Annotated in this window: 17 protein-coding genes and 1 pseudogene; 5 read left to right on the top strand and 13 right to left on the bottom strand. The window is 61.4% G+C overall.

What is annotated here, in order from left to right; translation table 11 throughout:
* Positions 1-68: 68 nt before the first annotated feature.
* The 4 genes from A4A58_RS09355 to A4A58_RS09340 form a co-directional block, all read right to left on the bottom strand.
* Complete coding sequence (locus A4A58_RS09355) at positions 69-896, bottom strand: outer membrane protein (RefSeq protein WP_068731235.1); 828 nt, start codon at positions 894-896, stop codon at positions 69-71.
* Positions 897-1,050: 154 nt separating this feature from the next.
* Positions 1,051-1,920 (bottom strand): outer membrane protein, encoded by an 870-nt coding sequence (locus A4A58_RS09350; RefSeq protein WP_068731233.1) that lies wholly within the window; start codon positions 1,918-1,920, stop codon positions 1,051-1,053.
* A 475-nt stretch (positions 1,921-2,395) separates the two neighbouring features.
* Positions 2,396-3,742, bottom strand: coding sequence for a phosphoglucosamine mutase (gene glmM / locus A4A58_RS09345; RefSeq protein WP_068731229.1), 1,347 nt, complete (start codon positions 3,740-3,742; stop codon positions 2,396-2,398).
* 249 nt (positions 3,743-3,991) lie between these two features.
* The gene (locus A4A58_RS09340; RefSeq protein WP_139069817.1) at positions 3,992-4,201 is read right to left on the bottom strand and encodes a hypothetical protein; all 210 of its coding nucleotides are present in this window, start codon (positions 4,199-4,201) and stop codon (positions 3,992-3,994) included.
* Positions 4,202-4,324: 123 nt separating this feature from the next.
* Between A4A58_RS09340 and A4A58_RS09335 the strand changes: the two genes are divergently transcribed.
* Positions 4,325-5,464 carry an alpha-hydroxy acid oxidase gene (locus A4A58_RS09335; protein WP_068731225.1) on the top strand — a complete coding sequence of 380 codons (1,140 nt, stop codon included), beginning with the start codon at positions 4,325-4,327 and terminating at the stop codon, positions 5,462-5,464.
* 150 nt (positions 5,465-5,614) lie between these two features.
* On the opposite strand, the gene A4A58_RS09330 is transcribed toward A4A58_RS09335, so the two are convergent.
* The 9 genes from A4A58_RS09330 to A4A58_RS09290 form a co-directional block, all read right to left on the bottom strand.
* Entirely contained in the window at positions 5,615-6,244 is a 630-nt protein-coding gene (locus A4A58_RS09330) for a hypothetical protein (protein ID WP_068731223.1), read from the bottom strand.
* A 72-nt stretch (positions 6,245-6,316) separates the two neighbouring features.
* Positions 6,317-7,162 carry a shikimate dehydrogenase gene (locus tag A4A58_RS09325; protein WP_068731220.1) on the bottom strand — a complete coding sequence of 282 codons (846 nt, stop codon included), beginning with the start codon at positions 7,160-7,162 and terminating at the stop codon, positions 6,317-6,319.
* A 142-nt stretch (positions 7,163-7,304) separates the two neighbouring features.
* A complete protein-coding gene (locus A4A58_RS09320; protein WP_068731219.1) occupies positions 7,305-9,044 on the bottom strand; it encodes a SulP family inorganic anion transporter in 1,740 nt (579 codons plus the stop codon).
* Between the two features lie 49 nt (positions 9,045-9,093).
* Positions 9,094-9,366, bottom strand: coding sequence for a helix-turn-helix domain-containing protein (locus tag A4A58_RS09315; RefSeq protein ID WP_068731217.1), 273 nt, complete (start codon positions 9,364-9,366; stop codon positions 9,094-9,096).
* A 64-nt stretch (positions 9,367-9,430) separates the two neighbouring features.
* On the bottom strand, positions 9,431-9,940 hold the full coding sequence (locus A4A58_RS09310; RefSeq protein ID WP_068731215.1) for an AAA family ATPase: 510 nt from the start codon (positions 9,938-9,940) through the stop codon (positions 9,431-9,433).
* Positions 9,941-9,951: 11 nt separating this feature from the next.
* Positions 9,952-12,015: an elongation factor G gene (locus A4A58_RS09305; protein WP_068731213.1), complete on the bottom strand. Its 2,064-nt coding sequence runs from the start codon at positions 12,013-12,015 to the stop codon at positions 9,952-9,954.
* A gap of 184 nt (positions 12,016-12,199) precedes the next feature.
* Positions 12,200-12,676, bottom strand: coding sequence for a DUF992 domain-containing protein (locus A4A58_RS09300; RefSeq protein WP_068731211.1), 477 nt, complete (start codon positions 12,674-12,676; stop codon positions 12,200-12,202).
* Between the two features lie 187 nt (positions 12,677-12,863).
* Complete coding sequence (locus A4A58_RS09295) at positions 12,864-13,394, bottom strand: DUF992 domain-containing protein (protein WP_068731210.1); 531 nt, start codon at positions 13,392-13,394, stop codon at positions 12,864-12,866.
* 119 nt (positions 13,395-13,513) lie between these two features.
* On the bottom strand, positions 13,514-14,716 hold the full coding sequence (locus A4A58_RS09290) for a pyridoxal phosphate-dependent aminotransferase (RefSeq protein ID WP_068731379.1): 1,203 nt from the start codon (positions 14,714-14,716) through the stop codon (positions 13,514-13,516).
* A gap of 217 nt (positions 14,717-14,933) precedes the next feature.
* On the opposite strand from A4A58_RS09290, the pseudogene A4A58_RS09285 reads away from it, so the two are divergent.
* From A4A58_RS09285 to A4A58_RS09275, 4 genes and pseudogenes are all read left to right on the top strand, one after another.
* Positions 14,934-16,172: pseudogene (locus tag A4A58_RS09285) on the top strand (glycosyltransferase family 87 protein).
* Between the two features lie 181 nt (positions 16,173-16,353).
* The gene (locus A4A58_RS09280; protein WP_068731208.1) at positions 16,354-17,007 is read left to right on the top strand and encodes a glutathione S-transferase family protein; all 654 of its coding nucleotides are present in this window, start codon (positions 16,354-16,356) and stop codon (positions 17,005-17,007) included.
* A gap of 140 nt (positions 17,008-17,147) precedes the next feature.
* Positions 17,148-17,321, top strand: a complete 174-nt coding sequence (locus tag A4A58_RS31115; protein ID WP_175367576.1) for a hypothetical protein — start codon at positions 17,148-17,150, stop codon at positions 17,319-17,321.
* Positions 17,322-17,403: 82 nt separating this feature from the next.
* Positions 17,404-18,567, top strand: coding sequence for a PQQ-dependent sugar dehydrogenase (locus tag A4A58_RS09275; RefSeq protein ID WP_068731206.1), 1,164 nt, complete (start codon positions 17,404-17,406; stop codon positions 18,565-18,567).
* The last annotated feature ends 1 nt before the right edge of the window (position 18,568 follow it).

Here is an 18,568-nt window from a genome sequence, read left to right as displayed (position 1 = left end):
GGCAGCATTCGTCAAACGGCATGTCAACAGAGATCAAACTCGCGCCGAACGTACGCGACCTTGGCTGGTCAGAACTTGTAGCCGACGCCGGCTCGCACGGTGTTGATATTGGTATCAATCGATGACGTGAAGCGGACGTATTCCCACTCTGCGCGCGCGAACAATCCGCCGATCAGATTGATATCAACGCCAAGGCCGGCGGTATAGCCATAGATCAGCCGGCTATACTGGCCCTGGACCTGCGTCGCTGTGCCCTGGTTGCCGAGCAAGCTCGCCGGCGTCGTGGACCCCGGGCCGGCGGTCACGAAGTCACGGACCGCAACACTCCTAACGATATCGGCCTGACCAAGCGCCAGACCGCCGAACATGTAGGGCAAAAAGGCGCCGTAGGCATAACCGGCCCGCGCGCGAAACGTCCCGATATCGCTGATTGCGATGGAGCTCGTAGCCGACGAGCTCACCGAATGGTAGTTGTTATCGGACAGCAGACTGTAGCGTGTCATACTCCCCGAATCCGAGCCGCCGAACTTGCCGTGCAGATAGCTCATTTCCACGCCGATGACGACATCATCCCACTGGGAATTGTAGCCAGCGAAGCCACCCCACCCGTTTCCGTGCGACGACTGCTTCGTGAAGGTGAGAGGCCATTGCGAAACGCCCATCTCACTTTCGACCAGAGTGTTGGCGAGCACGCCTGCGGTCATCGTGGAATTCGAACCGGTGAATTTTTCGTCGGATGTCCCGTAGCCGGCATGGGCGCCGATATAGAAGCCATCCCAGTCGGATCGCCCCATTGTTCTGCCTTCAGAAAGCGAGCCGCGCAGAATTGGCAGGTCGGCTGCATGAGCCGCTGGCGCTGCGATCGAAAGCACTGCGGCAAAGATGAACTTACGCATCACGACAATTCCCCAACTCACCGAACTGTCCCGATCATCCGCTGTTAACCTTAATCATTGGTTGCGATGATACTACCCGCGCAAAACAAAACGGCGCGGGAAGCTCCCGCGCCGTTAAGATGTCTTAAGATAGTTGAGGCGATCAGCGCTCGCCTTAGCCCTTGCGGATCAACGGCGGCGGCGCGTAGGCCGGCGGGCTATCGAGGTTCCAGCGCACGCCGAGCTTCAGGTCATGCGAGGTGATGTCCTTGAACTGCATCGCCACGCCGCGGGTGAAGCCGTCATAGGTCGAGACCGGCCCGGTCTGGCCATCGCCGAGGTTCATGTAGCTGTAGCCAAGTTCGACGGTCATTGCCGGATTGACCTTGTAAGCCAGGCCCGTGTGCAGGGCCCATGCGAAGTTCCACTTCGATGCAGCAGGTGCACTTGCATAGCTCGGGAACGGGCCACCGATGAAGGGCACGCCGCCGGCGGAACCGACATTGATCGCACCGTTATCCGTGTAGTTCCCGATATTGACGCGAGCCATACCGACGCCGGCGCCGACGAACGGGGTCACGCACCACCAGGTGCCGAGATCGACGTAGCCGTTGGCCATCACCACCCATTCGGATTTGGTGGCGTTGTAGTTGTTCACGCCGGTACCGACGAGGCCGCTCGACGGGAACGTTACGTGATCGGTGCCCTTGAAGTTCGAATTGCCGCGATACTGGCCGGTGATGTCACCGCGGAACCAGTTGTTAAACTGATAACCGACGCCGAGCTGGAAGATGCCAGCCGTATCAAAGGCAGTGGTCTGCTGAAGCGAGAGGAGATTGGCGTTGCGACCGTCACCCATCTCGATGTTCTTGACGCGCTGGTTGCTGAAACCGATATCGCCGCGCAGGTACCAACCGCCGAAGTCTTCGACCGGCGGCGGCGCATACATCTGAGGCGGTGGAGCAATGGGCATGTCGGCAGCGAGAACGGCGGTCGACATCAGGGAAGCCGCGCCCGCGGCCAGAATGAATTTAACGCTACGCATTGGCTTCGTCCTTTTGGGCCAAAGAGGCAACTAATGGAGGCCTCACACTCGGAAACTCACAAACGGACGATGACACCAACTCCTTAAGCGGCGCTTAACCCTAACTTTTAAGGTTGATATTTGGTGACGAAAATGCACGCAAATTCCATCACGCCACTGCGTCGCCACAGTTACTAACAATGTCTTGCTATCAAAACGCGCTGCAATGCGCCGCGGCATCGCCAGGTGTTAACGAGGACTTACCTGCCCGGAGCCTTCGGCTCTGACCGGATCAGAACCGAGGCTCCGGCTTTTTGTTGAGACGCGTTTCCTTGATGCGAACCGGTGCCCACTTCGCTCGAAAGCGCTCCAACGCGAACTATCAAAATGCAAAAGAGCCGCCTCGCCCGGTAAATATTCGGACAAGACAGCTCTTCATGTCAGTTCGGCAGTGATCGCGCGCTGGCGCCTCGGTCAGAGCGAATGAACAGGAAGCTTACGCCGCGGCTGCGTGGCCCAGCGCGTCAACGATGGAATCCACCACTTCCTCGACCATCACGCGGTCATCGCCCTCTCCCATCACGCGGATGACTGGCTCCGTGCCCGACGGGCGGATCAGGAGACGACCATGGCCGTTGAGGCGCTGTTCACCGGCAGCGATGGTGGATTTCACTTCCGCATCATCGAGCGGCTTGCCGCTGCGATAACGCACATTCTTCAGAATCTGCGGCAGCGGATCGAACAGGTGACAAACTTCCGACACCGGCCGACCGAGCTTGGTCACCACGGCCAGTACCTGCAGCGCGGCCACGAAACCGTCGCCTGTCGTCGCATGGTCCGACATGATGATATGGCCCGAGGGTTCGCCGCCGACATTGTAGCCGTGCTGCAGCATCTGCTCGAGCACATAGCGATCACCCACGGCCGTACGGATGAGGTCGATGCCCTGCGCCTTCAGGAAGCGCTCGAGACCGAGATTTGACATCACGGTGGAGACAATACCTGGCTTGGCAAGCCGCCCGTCTTCCTTCCAACTCTGCGCGATAACAGCGAGCAACTGATCGCCATCGACCAGATGGCCACGCTCGTCGACCATGATCAGCCGATCGGCGTCGCCATCCAGCGCAATGCCGATATCAGCGCGCATCTCGCGCACCTTGCGGCTCAGCGCTTCCGGCGCGGTCGATCCGCATTCCTTGTTGATGTTGAAACCATCCGGCTCGACTCCGATGGAGATGACGTCCGCGCCGAGTTCCCAGAGCGCCTCCGGCGCCACCTTGTAGGCGGCGCCATGGGCGCAATCGATGACGACGCGCAAACCATCGAGGCTGAGATTTCGCGGCAATGTGCGTTTGGCAAATTCGATGTAGCGATCATGCACCCCGTCGATGCGGCGCGCCCGACCGAGGCTGGCGCTCTGCGACAGTCTCTTGTCGAGATTCTCGTCGAGCAATTCCTCGATCTGCTTCTCGACATCGTCCGATAGCTTGTAGCCGAGCGGTCCGAACAGCTTGATGCCGTTGTCCTCGAACAGATTGTGCGATGCGGAAATCATCACGCCGAGATCGGCGCGCATCGACTTGGTCAGCATCGCCACGGCGGGCGTCGGCATCGGCCCGACCAGCAGAACGTCCATGCCAACCGACGTGAAGCCTGCCACCATGGCATTTTCGATCATGTAGCCGGACAACCGGGTGTCCTTGCCAATCACGACACGATGACGGTGTTCGCCGCGCTGAAACACCAAGCCTGCTGCCTGCCCGACCTTCAGTGCCAGTTCCGGCGTGATCAAACCATTGGCGCGGCCGCGAATGCCGTCTGTCCCGAAATATTTACGGCTCATGGTAACCCCCAATGCCCTCGCGCCCTGCGCGAAGGCTCAAAATCCCGTCTCCGGCGACTCACCTATCGGCAGCGCCATATATGTGACGGACTTATAAGGCTCCGGCCCCTAAAATCGGTTCAAAAAATATGATGAATCATTACCAAGGCCCGCAGCACGCGATCAACGACAAGCCATTGATATTACTTATATACCGCTCCGTTGATGTAACACCTTCGATGGAGCGCCGGCTGACGGAACCCAGCCAACTCAGCCCTTTCGCTTGATATGCGCGTCCGCCTTTGAATGGGCAGGCTGGGTCACACTAACCGGATCAGAGCCCGGAAAAGTCTCCTCCAGCCCTTCGTCCAGCGCAACTTCCAGCTGTCGCTTTTCGTCGTCCATGGCTGCCCTGTCGTGAGCCTTGCCGGCCCCGTGGGCCGCTGGATTTGTCGCTGGATTTATCTTGGAGCCGGACATTCTGCCCTCCTTCAATTTCGACGACATCCCGATGACAAGGATGATATGGCGGACCGCCTAACCATGCTAGATGACACCGAAACAAGCAAATACAAGCAAAGACAAGAACGGCTGGGACATCTCATGAAGCATATCACCTGCATCGAAGATCTTCGTCTTGAGCACAAGCGCAACGTGCCAAAGGCGTTCTTCGATTATGTCGACCATGGCTCCTATAGCGAAGACACGTTCCGCGCCAATACCGCCGATCTGCAGAAGCTGAAATTCCGCCAGCGTATTCTGGTCGACATCGCCAATCGCGACACCTCGACAACCATCCTCGGCGAAAAGGCCACCCTGCCGCTGATCTGCGCGCCGGTCGGCTCAACCGGCTTGCAATATGGTGACGGCGAAATTCACGCCTGCCGGGCGGCGCAGGCGGCGGGCATTCCCTATACGCTCTCGACGATGTCGATCAATTCGATCGAAGACGTCGCCGAGAATGTCGAGAAACCGTTCTGGTTTCAGCTCTATGTCATGAAGGATCGCGGCTTCATCAAGGAATTGATCGAGCGCGCCATCAAGGCGAAGTGCAGCGCGCTGGTGCTGACCGTCGATCTGCAGGTGATCGGCCAGCGGCATGCCGACATCAAGAATGGCCTGTCGGTGCCGCCTCAGATCTTGAATGTGAAGAACCTGATCGATTTCATGAGCAAGCCCGGCTGGCTGGTGCGCACGCTGAAAGCCAAGCGGCGCAACTTCGGCAACATCGCCGGCTTCGTGAAGAATACCAACGATCTCGGCTCCGTGGCGGAGTGGACGGCATCACAATTCGATGCGTCACTGAACTGGAAGGACCTCGACTGGATCCGCAGCATCTGGCCCGGCAAGATCGTGATCAAGGGCATTCACGATATCGAGGATGCCCGCGAGGCCGTGAAGGTCGGCGCGCAGGCGATGGTCGTCTCCAACCACGGCGGACGTCAGCTCGACGGCGCGCCGTCGTCGATCTCGGTATTACCGGGGATCGCCGATGCCGTTGGCTCGGAGATCGAAGTGATGTTCGACAGCGGCATCCGCTCGGGGCAGGACGTGATGCGTGCGCTCGCCCTCGGCGCCAAGTCCTGCATGATCGGCCGCGCCTATATCTACGGTCTCGGCGCCTATGGCGGCCCCGGCGTGACCAAGGCGCTGGACATCCTGCGCAACGAACTCAGCGTGACCATGGGCCTGTGCGGCGTGAATTCGATCGCCGAGATCGACAGGCACGTGCTGGTGAGCTGAATGCCTCTCAATCGTCATGGCCGGGCAAAGCGCGAAGCGCGGCTTCGCTAGATGTCCCGGCCATCTACGTCTTTCTGCCTTGCCCGAAGACGTGGATGCCCGGCACGAGGCCGGGCATGACGACAGTGTTTTAGTTCAAGCTTTTCGAGCTCACATCGGCGGCGTCAGCCCGTCCAGCCCGACATTGACCCGCGCCGTCTCGAAGGTGCCGTCATCCTTCTTGGTAGCGCCCATGATGATGATCTTGGCGCCAGGCTTGAGTTCATCCTTGTTGCCCGGCACGAATGTCACGATCGGTGTGTCGGGCGTCACGGTCACTTTCTTTTCCCCGTCCTTGTACTTCACGGTCACCGTCTGGCCATCGGAGGCCTGGACCTTCTGATCGACGGTGGCATTGGTCATGCTGCTGTTGGGGCGCAGATCCCAGGGGCGCGAACCTTCGCCGGTGCCGCGCATCGCTTCCGGAAAGATATGGATCGCGATGGCCTTCTGCGTGCCATCGGCCTGTGGCATGCCGGTCACGCCGATATAGGAGCCGGGCTTCACCTCGGCCATTGTCGTTCTGGCAATACCGGTCACAGTGACATTGTCCGTCATCTTCACTTTGCGCTCATCGCCTTCGCGCGTCTTGATCGTCAGCACCGCGCCATCGACGGCTTCGATGGCACCACGGATGCGCAGCGGTTGCGGCTGCTGCGCCGATGCGGCGGAGATCAGCAATGAACCAGCGAGAAGTGAGCCCGCGAACAAGCGAGCCGAAGTCGATAAGATCTGAACCATAGGGGAATTTCCTTTGAAGGCAGCGCCCACCGCTGCAGATGGAAACCCTGAGGCTAAATAGCTATTCCCCGCTCACGCCACTGTGAGATCGGCCTCGACGAGGCGACGCAGTTCCGACGTCACATCGGGGCGCTGCCCGAACCAGAGCTCGAAGCCACGCACGGCCTGATACAGCAACATGCCGAGTCCATCCGCGGTGCGGAGGCCCCGCGCGCGGGCGCCGGCGAGCAGCGGCGTGTCGAGCGGCACGTAAACGAGATCGGCGACGACCGCCTGGTCAGGCAACAGATCGAGGTCGATGGTCAATGGCGGCTGGCCGTTCATGCCGAGCGACGTGGTGTTCACCAGCAAGGATGCGCGCGGCAACATGCTGGCGACATGCTCCCACGCCAGCGGCACGACCCGCGACCCGAATTGCGCAGCCATCGCCTCGGCACGATCGAGACTGCGATTGGCGACATAGATATGCTTGATGCCGCGTTCCAGCAGCCCGAACACCACCGCGCGTGACGAACCGCCGGCGCCGAGCACCAGTGCATCGTCCGTGTGGTCCCAATCGTGAGCCGCATGATCGAGATTGTCGATGAAGCCTTCGATATCCGTATTGGTCGCGCGCAGCGTGCCGTGGTCGTACCATAGCGTGTTGGCGGCGCCGACTGCGCGCGCGCGGCGATCCGGTGAGGTCAGCTTCAGCACACGCTCCTTGTGCGGGATCGTGACATTGGCGCCGATGTAACCGTGCTTGGAGAGGTTCATCACGAATTCGGCTACGCCTTCCGGCGGGATCGACTCGATGCTGTAACCGCCCGGAATATCCATGCTGCGCAGCCAGTGATGGTGGATCAGCGGCGAGCGCGAATGCGCGGCAGGCCAGCCGATCAAACAGGCGGCGCGGGGCGTGGTCTCGTTCGGCATCATTCATCCTTCGCTTCAGGCGGAAGCGTGCGTAGCATAAAAATCATGCAGGGGCTCTTAATCATCAGACAGTTTTGCGGCGCACAGCAAGTCCGACAACCATGCAGACGATCAATACTGCAGCTGCGAGCAACTGCCGATGCCATCAGCTCGACGTCTCCTGGATCGCTGCAGCGCGTCGGATCTTGATCTCGCTGACGGCCACTGCAACATCAGCACGGTATTTGACCAGTGGCGGTCGCGCGCCGTGGGTCAGCAGCGCCCGGCGCACGCCCTGCGAGGTGCCGGTGAGAATGACGCGGACGCCTTGTCGCTTTGCCTTCTCGGCAATGCCCTTGATCGCATTCGCAGCAGTCGAATCCAGGAAGGGGACCGCGGCAAAATCGATCACAAAAGCCTTGTGGCGATCCGAGAAGCCCTCGAGCACAGATCCGATGGTGGAGGCCGCGCCGAAGAAAAATGCGCCGGTGATGCGATAGACAACGACGTCGGGATCGGCAGCGAGACCGGGATCATAGGGTTTTCGGTCGCCATTGGCGTCGTCGGCCTTGTCGGCCACGACCAGCGGCTTATCCGCCTCAATGCCGGTTGTTTGCGCCATGCGGTTGATGAACAGAATCGCGCCAAGCGCGAAGCCGACCACAATGCCCTCGGTAAGATCGCGGAAGATCGTTAGCAGGAAAGTCGCCGACAGCACGGCAGCATCGCCCCATGATGACCGCAGTAACGTCGCGAATTCATGCTTCTCCGCCATGTTCCAGGCGACCACGGCAAGCACCGCGGCGAGCGCCGCCAGCGGAATGTAACTTGCCAATGGCGCCGCGACGAGAATGAATACCAGCAGGAATACCGCATGCAGCATGCCCGAGATCGGGCCGTGCGCGCCGGCGCGGACATTGGTGGCGGTTCGCGCGATGGTGCCGGTCACGCAGATTCCACCGAACAGCGCCGAGCCGATATTGGCGATGCCCTGCGCCACCAGTTCGCAATTGGAGCGATGCCGCCGGCCGGTCATGCCGTCAGCGACGACAGCTGAGAGCAAAGATTCAATCGCGCCCAGCAGCGCAAAGGAGATGGCGTCCGGCAGAATGGCCTGCAGCTTTGCCAGGGAAATCGCGGGAAGCGACGGCAGCGGAAAGGATTGCGGAATGCCGCCGAACTTGGTGCCGATGGTTTCAACCGGCAGCGCAAAGAACCATGCCGCGACCGCGCTTGCGGCAACCGCGATCAGAATGCCCGGCCAGGAAGGCCGCAGCTTCTTGAGCAGAAGGATGATCGCAATGGTCGCGATGGTGATCGCGGCGGCCGACAGGTTGACGGTGTGGATCGCACTTCCGAGCACCTGCAGCTTCGGGATCAGTTCGCCAGGCTCCTTGCCGGTGAGTGTGAGCCCGAGGAGATCCCTGATCTGGCTGGCGAAAATAATGACGGCAATACCGGCGGTAAATCCCACCGTGACCGGATAGGGAATGAACTTGATGTAAGTGCCGAGCTTCAAATAGCCCGCCACCATCAGGAACACGCCAGAGAGCATGGTCGCGAGGATAAGACCGTCGATGCCATTGCGGCTCACCGTGGCCGCCACCAGCACGATGAAGGCGCCGGCGGGTCCGCCGATCTGAAACCGGCTGCCACCCAGCGCAGAGACCAGGAAGCCGCCAATCACGGCGGTGATCAGCCCGCGGTCAGGTGATGCGCCCGAGGCGATGGCAATCGCCATCGACAGCGGCAGCGCCACGATCGCCACCGTCAGACCGGCGAGCACATCATCGCGAAATGCCGCAAGATTGTAGCCTTCGCGCAGCACCGTGATCAGTTTCGGTGTGAACAGCTCCGCGAATGTCGGCTGATGTGGGCGCCGCATGCCCCCGCCAGAAATGCCCATACTCGGCTCGCCTCTGTCGCACGCAGCGACTCGTCTCGATCTGCCAGTTTTATCCATCCACCTTAGGCGGCGGACCGGGCTGCTTCAGACGCACACCTCGGCCACCGGAGTCGCTGCGGGTGTGTTCGCCGATCAATTCGACGCCGGCGCGATTGAACGCGTCCACCACCTTGATCAGCGAATCCACCACGCCCCTGACATTGCCTTCGCTCGCTTCCATGCGCTGGATGGTCGGTAGCGACACGCCGGCCATTTCGGCCAGCCGTTTTTGATCGATACCCAGCAGCGCACGGGCGGCCCGCATCTGAAACGATGTAATCAAGGGCGGTTTCCAGTTTCACGAGTCTTATATCATATGTGAGATATCTTCAATGATGTATAAAACATCACTCGATCGGCGAAGCCGCCATGGTCGCCACGAACTGGGCGACAGTGGCGCGCGATGTCAGGCGTCGTTTGACGCCGCCGAAGTCGTCGAACAGCGCCAGGTGGCCAGCGAACGAACTCGACGTTTTGCGCTGCCAGTAGGCCTCGGCCCAAGCCAGAAAATCTGCATGTTCCTCGGCCGTCGCGCCACGCCAAGGGCCCCGGAGAGCGAGGCTATCACGACAAACCTCCGGGCTCATGTCGAGCCAGATCAATGCTGTAGCGCGCGGCAATGCCGCTTCGACCAGCCAGCCGTAAACGCCTTCGATGATCCAGTTCGACTTCACGGCAAGGGCGGCCACCAGTTCTTTGGCCTGCCCCTCGTCGCGCTTCACACCGACCCCGTCCAGCCAATGGATATGATCGAGATCTGTGCGTTCGCCGCCGACGCGGCTTTCAAGCTGCCGCGCCAGCGTGCTCTTGCCCGAGCCGCTATTGCCAATGACTACAACCCGCGGTCCAAGCGTCATGGGCCACTGTACTAAGCCGCCACCCGATGCGCTGCAACGATCTGATCGGCGGTGCGGCCCGAGACTTCGGCCATGTGGTCGAAACTGCGGGTGAAGCTGCCGGCACCCGCGGTGGCCGAACGTAGCTCGACGATCAGGTCGCCGATCTCCGCTTCCGGCAACATCGCCCGCACCGTGTCCCAGCCCGGCCAGTTGTCACGGGTATCGAAGCCGAGGATCTGGCCGCGCCGTCCCGACAGGATGGCGTTGACCTTGGCCGTGGCCTCGGTGGGACAGACGATCTCCACCGTATGGATCGGCTCCAGCAGCACCGGCTGGCATTGCGGCAGCGCCTCGGTGAAACCGATGCGGGCAGCCGTCCGAAACGCCTGATCGGATGAATCGACGCTGTGATACGAACCGTCGGTGAGCGTCACCTGCACGTCGATGACAGGAAAACCGAGCGGACCACGCTGCAGCCCGTCGACGACGCCTTCCTGCACCGCGGGAATGTAGTTGCGCGGCACCGCGCCGCCGACCACCTTTTCCTGGAATGCAAAGCCTTCGCCGCGCGGCAACGGGCCTATCTCCAGCACAACGTCGCCAAACTGGCCGTGACCGCCGGACTGTTTCTTGTGCCTGCCGCGCTGGGTGATCGGTTTACGGATGGTCTCCTGATAGCCGATCACCGGCGCATGCGATTTGACGTTGATGCCGAAGCGATCGTGCAGGCGCTCCATCGCCACGCGCAGATGCATCTCGCCCTGCCCCCACAACACCACGTCATGGGTCTGCGCATTATTGACCACCGCAAGCGACGGATCTTCCTCGGTCAGCCGCAACAGCGCCTGGCCGAGCTTGACGTCGTCCTTGCGATCGGCGGACGCAAGCGCCATGGCCAGCACGGGCGACGCGGCCACGACATTCACCAGAGACGCCGGCACGGTCTTGCCGGTCGAGATCGTGTCGCCGGTCCTGACATGATCGAGCTTGCCGAGCGCGACGGTCTCGCCCGCTTCGACCGATGCGCGCTTGCTCTCATGTCCGCCGCTCGCCGCAAGAATGCCGGAGACACGGCCGCTTTCGCCGGACGAGGACAGCAATGTTGCGCCATCATCGAGATGACCACTCAGCACGCGCGCGTAAGACAGCTTGCCGCCATGCTGCAGATGGCTGCTCTTGAACACGTAACCGATCGCATCCTTGCTGTCGGGCACGCCGAGGCGCTTCGCCGTCTCGGCCACGCCGGGTGCCTCGTGGCGTAGCGCCTTCATCAGCCGCAGCACGCCGTTCTCGCGCATCGCGGAGCCCAGCAGCACCGGGCAGATCAGGCCTTCGCGCAATTCGCGCGCGAGATCGTCGAACACGGCGTCGGCCGGCGGCGCGATGTCGTCAAGCAACTGCTCCATCAGCGCGTCGTCATGATCCGCAAGCTTCTCCAGCATGGAGAAACGCGCCTCCTTCTCGCGGTCGAGATCGCCGCCTTCGAGCTTAATGACCTCGGACGCCTTGTGCTCGCGATAGACGAAAGCGCGCTCCAGCGCGAGATCGACGAAGCCGGCGACCAGGTCGCCGTTCCAGATCGGGATCTGCCGCAGTACCAGCGGCACGCGCGAGGCCGGCTGCAATGTCGCCAGTGTCTCGCGCACGCGCTTGTGGGCGCGGTCGATCTTGTTGAGAAACAGAAATCTGGGAATGCCCAGGTCTTCGAGTTCGCGCAGGATCAATTGCAGCTGCGGCAGTTTTCGCGCATCCGCCTCGCAAACCACGATGGCTGCGTCGACGGCGGGCAATGCCGCGCGCATATCATGTGCGAATTCCACCGAGCCCGGACAGTCAATGAATGTGTAGCTGTCACCCATGAAGGTGGTGGTCGCAGCCGTCAGGCCGACGCCCATCTTGTGTGCTCTGGCTTCCATATTGGCGTCGCCGATGCTTGTCCCATTGTCGACGCTACCGGCCCGCGGGATCGCCCCGGTGCGGGCCATGATCGCTTCAAGCAGTGTGGTTTTTCCGCTCTGGAAAGGGCCCACCAGCGCAATGCACTTTGCGGCATTGCCTTGTGGACCGCGGGGACTTCTCAGGTCTTGTCCCATTGCCGCCTCCTCATCTGGAGCTCGGCCCGTGATTGGGTCGGCAATCAATGCTCCGCCCGGCCCGGATATTTGGCAAGATGAAAAAGTTGCTGCGCTGCGATGAACGTGATCGGATTGCGCCATAAAAAATCCGGCTCCGCCATGGGCGAAGCCGGATGAATTTGTGCGAGCGATCGCCGCGGGATCAGCGACCGGGGCGCAACTCCAGGCTCTGCAGACCGGCGGCGACATTCAGTCCCACCGACCCCTGCAGACTGAGCGGCTGTAGGGAGAAGGCGTTTTGCGAACCGCCAACCAGGACATTCGCGCCGACGCCGACACCAACCGACGCGCTGCCCTGTGCGCCCGCATAGTTGCCGGACAGATCGCCGGGACCGCTATAGTTCACCGGCACGAACACGGCCCAGGATAGCGCGGTCTGTTCGGTAATACCGAGATCGATGCCCACCTTGCGGATCGTGGCGACATAAGGCTGGTCCGGACGACCGGTGCCGGTGAGCACGCAGCCGAGATTGGTCACCGAGCCCACGACGAATCCGACGCTGGCTCCGCCCCGGCAGTTCAAGACGCCGACCTGCACGCCTTGCTGCGACTGCGCTTGCGATGCAGTGAAAAAGGCGGCGGCAGCGATACCGAGAACAAGCGATGAGAGGCGGACCATCAGGAATCTCCGGGTGATGAACGGAAGTAAGGATGTGGATCGACTATCCATAGCTAATGATACCGCCCAATGACAGCGGCGTACGCGCAGCGCGCGCAACAAAAAAGGCCCGCTCGCGCGGGCCTTTTCGTTAACCTTGCCGATCGCTTACGCGATCACAGCGATCGCTGGCGATCGTAGCGATCGCTTAGCGATGGCTGCGATGACGGCGCTTCTTGTTGTAGCGATGACCGCTGACCGGACCGGTCGCTTCCAGTTCGAGCTGAACGATGCCGCTGGCGACGTTCAAGCCGGTCTGGCCCTGCACCGAGATCGGCTGCAGCGAATAGGTGTTACCCGGACCGCCAACGAGGAAGTTGCCGCCGAAACCGAGGCCAACCGATGCATTGGTGCCGACGCCGCCGTAGCTGCCGGCCAGCGCGCCGCGCGGCACGCGGGTGGTCGGAGCGAAGGCAGCCCACTGCACCGTGGTGTTTTCGGTGAAGCCGAGATCAAGGCCGAAACGGCGGATGTTGGCGACGTAACCTTCGGCGCGGCCACCGGCGCTCTGGAACACGCAGTTGAGGTGCGCATTCGAACCGACCACGTAGCCGACGTTCTGGCCGCCACGGCACTCCAGCACGCCAACCTGAACGCTGCCAGGCTGCTGTGCATTTGCGGTCGCAACCGACGCCGCAAAGGCCACGGCCGTCAGGCCGAACATCTTGGAAAGTCGCATAGTGTTACTCCACCTTGGGGATTTTGATAGCGAGGGGACAAGAAGGAAGCGCCGTGTCGAAAACAAGGCGCTTCCCGGAATAAGCCCCGAAACCGTCAAAAGTTTCGGAGCAGGTTTTGTTACCGAAGATTTCCGCAGAAGCGCTGGATGCGCTTGCAGGCATCTTCGAGATCAGACGTTTTCGTCGCGTAGGAGATGCGGAATGCCGGGCCAAGGCCGAAGGCCGAACCCTGCACCACCGCCACGCCTTCGGTTTCCAACAGTTCTGTGACGAAGTCTTCGTCATTGGCGATAACCTTGCCCGAAGGCGCAGTCTTGCCGATGGTGCCGGCGCAGGACGGATAGACGTAGAACGCGCCTTCCGGACGCGGGCAGTTGATGCCCGAGGCCTGATTCAGCATTGCCACCACGAGATCGCGGCGCTCCTTGAACACGGCATTGTTCTTCGGGATGAAGTCCTGCGGACCGTTGAGCGCTTCGACGGCTGCCCACTGCGCGATCGACGACGGGTTCGAGGTCGACTGCGACTGGATCGTCGCCATTGCCTTGATGAGCTCGGCGGGACCACCGGCGTAACCGATGCGCCAGCCGGTCATGCAGTAAGCCTTCGAGACGCCGTTCACGGTCAGCGTGCGATTGAACAGGGACGGTTCGATCTGTGCCGGCGTGGTAAACTCGAAGTCGTCATAGACAAGGTGCTCATACATATCGTCGGTCATCACCCAAACGTGAGGATGCTTCACGAGGACATCGGTGAGCGCCTTGAGCTCCGACTTCTTGTAAGCGGCGCCCGTCGGGTTCGACGGCGAGCACAGGATGATCCACTTGGTCTTCGGTGTGATTGCCGCTTCCAGCGCGGAAGCCTGCAGCTTGAAGCCGAATTCCGCGGTGCAGACCACGGACACGGGCGTGCCGCCGGCCAGCGCCACCATTTCCGGATAGCTCACCCAATACGGCGCCGGGATGATGACTTCGTCACCCGGGTTCAACGTCGCCATCAGCGCGTTGTAGAGCACCTGCTTGCCACCGGTGCCGACGATGATCTGGTTCGGCTTGTAGGTCAGGCCATTCTCGCGCTGAAACTTGCCGATAATGGCTTCCTTCAGTTCGGGAATACCGTCCACGGCGGTGTACTTGGTCTTGCCGGCCTCGATGGCGTGAATCGCTGCCAACTTGATGTTCGCCGGGGTGTCGAAATCGGGCTCACCCGAACCAAGACCGATGACGTTGCGGCCGGCTGCTTTCAGCGCACGTGCTTTATCCGTCACCGCGATCGTCGCGGACGGCTTCACACGGTCGAGCGCAGCGGACAAAAACGACATCATCTTCTCCTGAGAAAGGTCGCGGACCCGCGGTCGGCGACGTCAAAATGGCTGATCCTGCTGGGATCGGCGCACCCTAGTGCGTGCGACGTTGCATCGCAAGAAGCTTGGGCAAAAACACATCTGGAAGTGATGCAATTCAGCAAGTGTTAAACGGGGGACGGTAGCGTCAACCGCCGCGCGCAATCTACGATTTGAGCCAAAATACACCCTTAAAATGATCTGGATCTGGCAGCACATTGAAAGCGACGCATGGCTGACCCTCGAACGCGTGCGGGCTTACAGCCTGATTGTGCTCGCTTTGGGCGCTTTGGGCGCTTTGGGCTTCGCTGGCTGGATTGCGGTCTCGGACGGCGCGATCGACCGCAACGGCAAACCGATCGGGACCGACTTTTCCAACATCTATGCGGCGGGCCGGCTCACCCTCGAAGGCAAACCCGCCGACGCCTATGATCCCGCTCTGCAACATGCCGCGGAACAGCGGGTGTTCGGCCGCGACGTGCAGTTCTACGGCTGGCACTATCCGCCGTTTTTTTTCTGGGAATTGCCGCGCTGGTGGCCACAGTGCCCTATGGATGGGGGCTCGGCCTGTGGCTCGTCGCCAGCTTCGCCGCCTACCTCGCCGCGATCCGCACGATCCTGCCCCGCCGGGAAACGCTGCTGGTGGCCGCCGCCTTTCCCGCCGTCTTCATCAATGTCGGTCACGGCCACAACGGATTTCTGACCACCGCACTGCTGGGCGGCGCATTGCTTCTGCTCCATCGCCGACCGTGGCTGGCCGGCGTGTTGATCGGGCTGCTGGCCTACAGGCCGCAATTCGGTGTGCTGATTCCTCTCGCCCTGCTCGCCGATAGACGCTGGATCACGATGGTATCGGCTGCACTCACCGTCGCTGTCCTCATCATGTTGAGCACTGGGTTGCTCGGCACCGGCATCTGGCAGGCCTTTGCAGACTCCACTGCTTTCACCCGCGATGTCGTGCTCGAACAAGGCGGCACCGGGTGGCAGAAGATCCAATCGGTCTTCGCCGCAACGCGGATGTGGGGCGCCGGTCTTCCGGTCGCTTATGCCGCACAGTTCAGTCTCGCAGCCGGCATTGCCATCAGTCTGATGTGGCTATGGCGCAGCCATGCAGCGTTCGAACTCAAGGCAACAGCGCTCGCGGTCGGCAGTCTGCTGGCGACGCCCTATGTGCTCGACTACGATCTCACGGTGCTCGCCATCGCCATCGCCTTCTTCGCGCGGTATGGACTCGATCACGGCTTTCACGCGGGCGAGATCAGCCTGCTCGCATTGACCTGGATCATGCCGCTGCTGACGCGCAGCATCGCCGGCGCCATCGAACTGCCGCTCGGCTTTCTGGGTGATGATCGCTTTTTATATCATCGTGCTGCGGCGCGCCCTCGCCGATAACAGCACATCTCCGCACCTTCACACACAGATCGCGCCAGCGTGATCTTCCATTGCCGAATGCTGCCTGACATACATTTTTCTCAATCCAGACTGCCGCAGCCGTTTTCGACTTTTTCCATTCCTTGGGCCTTGCGACAGGCTCGCATCAGCATCATTGTCTAACCGCGATCTGCGCTGGCCAATCGCGCAGTTGCCTTGACCTGAAATGAATTGAACATCTGCGAATGTACAAACTCTATTCGATGCAGCGCTCTGGCAATAGCTACAAGGTTCGCCTCGCGCTGGCGCTCCTGGACGCGCCCTATCGTGCCATCGAAGTAGACATCCTGCGCGGCGAGAGCCGTACCCCGGAATTTCTGGCCAAGAACCCCAGCGGTCAGGTACCGCTGCTCGAGATCGCCGAAGGCCGCTATCTCGCCGAGTCCAATGCCATCCTCTGGTATGTCGCCATAGGTACATCTCTGGCGCCAGAATCGCGGATGGACCGTGCCGAAGCCATGCAGTGGATGTTCTTCGAGCAGCACGCGCTGGAGCCGAATCTCGGTGCCGCCTATTTCTGGCTGTGCCTGGTGCGCGGTGGCCGCGACCTGCAGACCCACGCGCTGGAAGACTGGATGGAGCGTGGCTATGCCGCGCTGCAGGTGATGGAGAATCACCTCAAGATCCATGACTTCTTCGCCGCGGGCCAGCTGACCATCGCCGACATCGCGCTGTACGGTTACACCCACGTCGCCGAGAAGTGCGATTTCGACCTGTCCAGCTTTCCGTCGATCCGCCGCTGGCTGCGTCTGGTGGAAACCCAGCCGGGCTTTATCTCCATGGACTGGCACCCGACGTCGTCGGAATATGATACCTTGGACGTAGTCGCCGACGCTTGAGTCCTGAAATGGCGGGCATAACCGCTGTGAATGCCATTTTCCCGCCATAGTTACGGCCAATCCCGCCCAAATCTCGCCTGCCGCAGCTGCGAATTTGTAGCACGCGGGTGATTCGCCCGCGATTTGAAGGATTTACGGCCATGATACGGTCGCTTCGCGTGGGTGCAGGATTTCAGGCGCGCCCCACGTCCATCGCATCCACCCGGTTGACCCACGCCGTCGCGGCGTCGCTCGCGGTTGGTTGTCTGTCGCTCTGCGTCATTCTCGCCCTCACCGTGATGTCGATCCCGGTGGCGAGTGCGATGCCGCTCTGACGGTCCCCACAATTCATAAACACTCAGCCGCGATGCCGCGCATCGCTTATGCAACCTGCGACTCCGTGATGGAGCCATACCGATGAAAAGGCCCGTGATCTGGGTCACCGTCACGTTGACGGCGGCTATCGTCGTGACCGCGAGCCTTCTGATCGCCACGACCACCCGTGGCGAAAACACCTCGTTCGGCTCGTCGGCCGGCAGGCTCGAAGTACAGACCGTCGCCTCCGGTCTCGCTTATCCATGGGCGCTGGCGTTTCTGCCCGAGGGCCGCATGCTCGTTACCGAACGGCCCGGTCGCATCCGCATCGTCTCGCCGCACGGGCAGTTGTCGCCGGCGGTGAAAGGCGTGCCCGAGGTGATGGCCGTCGGCCAGGGCGGTTTGCTCGACATCATCACCGACAAGAACTACGCGCAGAACAACACGATCTACTTCTGCTACTCGGAACGTTCGGGCAGCGGCGGTCGCACGGCGATCGCGCGCAGCAAGCTCATCGACGGCACTGCGCCGCGTCTCGACGATATGAAGGTGATCTTTCGCCAGGACGGCCCGCTGTCGTCGGGCAATCACCACGGCTGCCGTATTGTGCAGGCGCCTGACAGCAACCTGTTTGTCACGCTCGGCGAACACTATAGCGGCCGCGATCAGGCACAGAGTCTTGATAATCATCTCGGCAAGCTGATCCGCATCGCGCCGGATGGATCTGTGCCGAAAGACAATCCGTTTGTCGGCCGCGACGGCGCCAGGCCGGAGATCTGGAGCTACGGTCATCGCAACCAGCAAGGTCTCGCCATCAATCCGGCGACCGGTGAGTTGTGGGAGACCGAGCACGGGCCGCGCGGCGGCGATGAAGTGAACATCATCGGCAAGGGCAAGAATTACGGCTGGCCGGTGATCGGCTATGGTGTCGATTATTCCGGCGCCAAGCTGCACGACACGACGTCGAAGGCAGGCATGGAGCAGCCGGTGAAATACTGGGTGCCGTCAATCGCCCCGTCAGGCATGACGTTCTATACCGGCGATCTCTTCCCGCGCAGGCGCGGCAGCCTGTTCACCGGCGCGCTCGCCGGCCAGATGCTGGTGCGGCTGCAGCTCAACGGCAATACCGTGAGCTCTGAAGAACGCATCCTGCAGAACCTCAACGAACGCATCCGCGACGTTCGGCAGGGACCGGACGGCGCGCTCTGGCTGCTGACGGATAGTTCAGCGGGGCGGATCCTGCGGATCACGCCGGCGGGAAAGTGAG

The organism is Tardiphaga robiniae (genome assembly GCF_001618955.1).
Lineage (GTDB): Bacteria > Pseudomonadota > Alphaproteobacteria > Rhizobiales > Xanthobacteraceae > Tardiphaga > Tardiphaga robiniae_A.
The sequence above is the reverse complement of the archived record's forward strand: the minus strand, read 5'-3'. Positions and strand labels throughout refer to the sequence as shown.

Excerpts from the sequence above, each read along its gene's own strand:
- A4A58_RS09355 (WP_068731235.1), bottom strand. The coding sequence starts at position 896 with ATGCGTAAGTTCATCTTTGCCGCAGTGCTTTCGATCGCAGCGCCAGCG.
- A4A58_RS09350 (WP_068731233.1), bottom strand. The coding sequence starts at position 1,920 with ATGCGTAGCGTTAAATTCATTCTGGCCGCGGGCGCGGCTTCCCTGATG.
- glmM (WP_068731229.1), bottom strand. The coding sequence starts at position 3,742 with ATGAGCCGTAAATATTTCGGGACAGACGGCATTCGCGGCCGCGCCAAT.
- A4A58_RS09340 (WP_139069817.1), bottom strand. The coding sequence starts at position 4,201 with ATGTCCGGCTCCAAGATAAATCCAGCGACAAATCCAGCGGCCCACGGG.
- A4A58_RS09335 (WP_068731225.1), top strand. The coding sequence starts at position 4,325 with ATGAAGCATATCACCTGCATCGAAGATCTTCGTCTTGAGCACAAGCGC.
- A4A58_RS09330 (WP_068731223.1), bottom strand. The coding sequence starts at position 6,244 with ATGGTTCAGATCTTATCGACTTCGGCTCGCTTGTTCGCGGGCTCACTT.
- A4A58_RS09325 (WP_068731220.1), bottom strand. The coding sequence starts at position 7,162 with ATGATGCCGAACGAGACCACGCCCCGCGCCGCCTGTTTGATCGGCTGG.
- A4A58_RS09320 (WP_068731219.1), bottom strand. The coding sequence starts at position 9,044 with ATGGGCATTTCTGGCGGGGGCATGCGGCGCCCACATCAGCCGACATTC.
- A4A58_RS09310 (WP_068731215.1), bottom strand. The coding sequence starts at position 9,940 with ATGACGCTTGGACCGCGGGTTGTAGTCATTGGCAATAGCGGCTCGGGC.
- A4A58_RS09305 (WP_068731213.1), bottom strand. The coding sequence starts at position 12,015 with ATGGGACAAGACCTGAGAAGTCCCCGCGGTCCACAAGGCAATGCCGCA.
- A4A58_RS09300 (WP_068731211.1), bottom strand. The coding sequence starts at position 12,676 with ATGGTCCGCCTCTCATCGCTTGTTCTCGGTATCGCTGCCGCCGCCTTT.
- A4A58_RS09295 (WP_068731210.1), bottom strand. The coding sequence starts at position 13,394 with ATGCGACTTTCCAAGATGTTCGGCCTGACGGCCGTGGCCTTTGCGGCG.
- A4A58_RS09290 (WP_068731379.1), bottom strand. The coding sequence starts at position 14,716 with ATGTCGTTTTTGTCCGCTGCGCTCGACCGTGTGAAGCCGTCCGCGACG.
- A4A58_RS09280 (WP_068731208.1), top strand. The coding sequence starts at position 16,354 with ATGTACAAACTCTATTCGATGCAGCGCTCTGGCAATAGCTACAAGGTT.
- A4A58_RS31115 (WP_175367576.1), top strand. The coding sequence starts at position 17,148 with ATGATACGGTCGCTTCGCGTGGGTGCAGGATTTCAGGCGCGCCCCACG.
- A4A58_RS09275 (WP_068731206.1), top strand. The coding sequence starts at position 17,404 with ATGAAAAGGCCCGTGATCTGGGTCACCGTCACGTTGACGGCGGCTATC.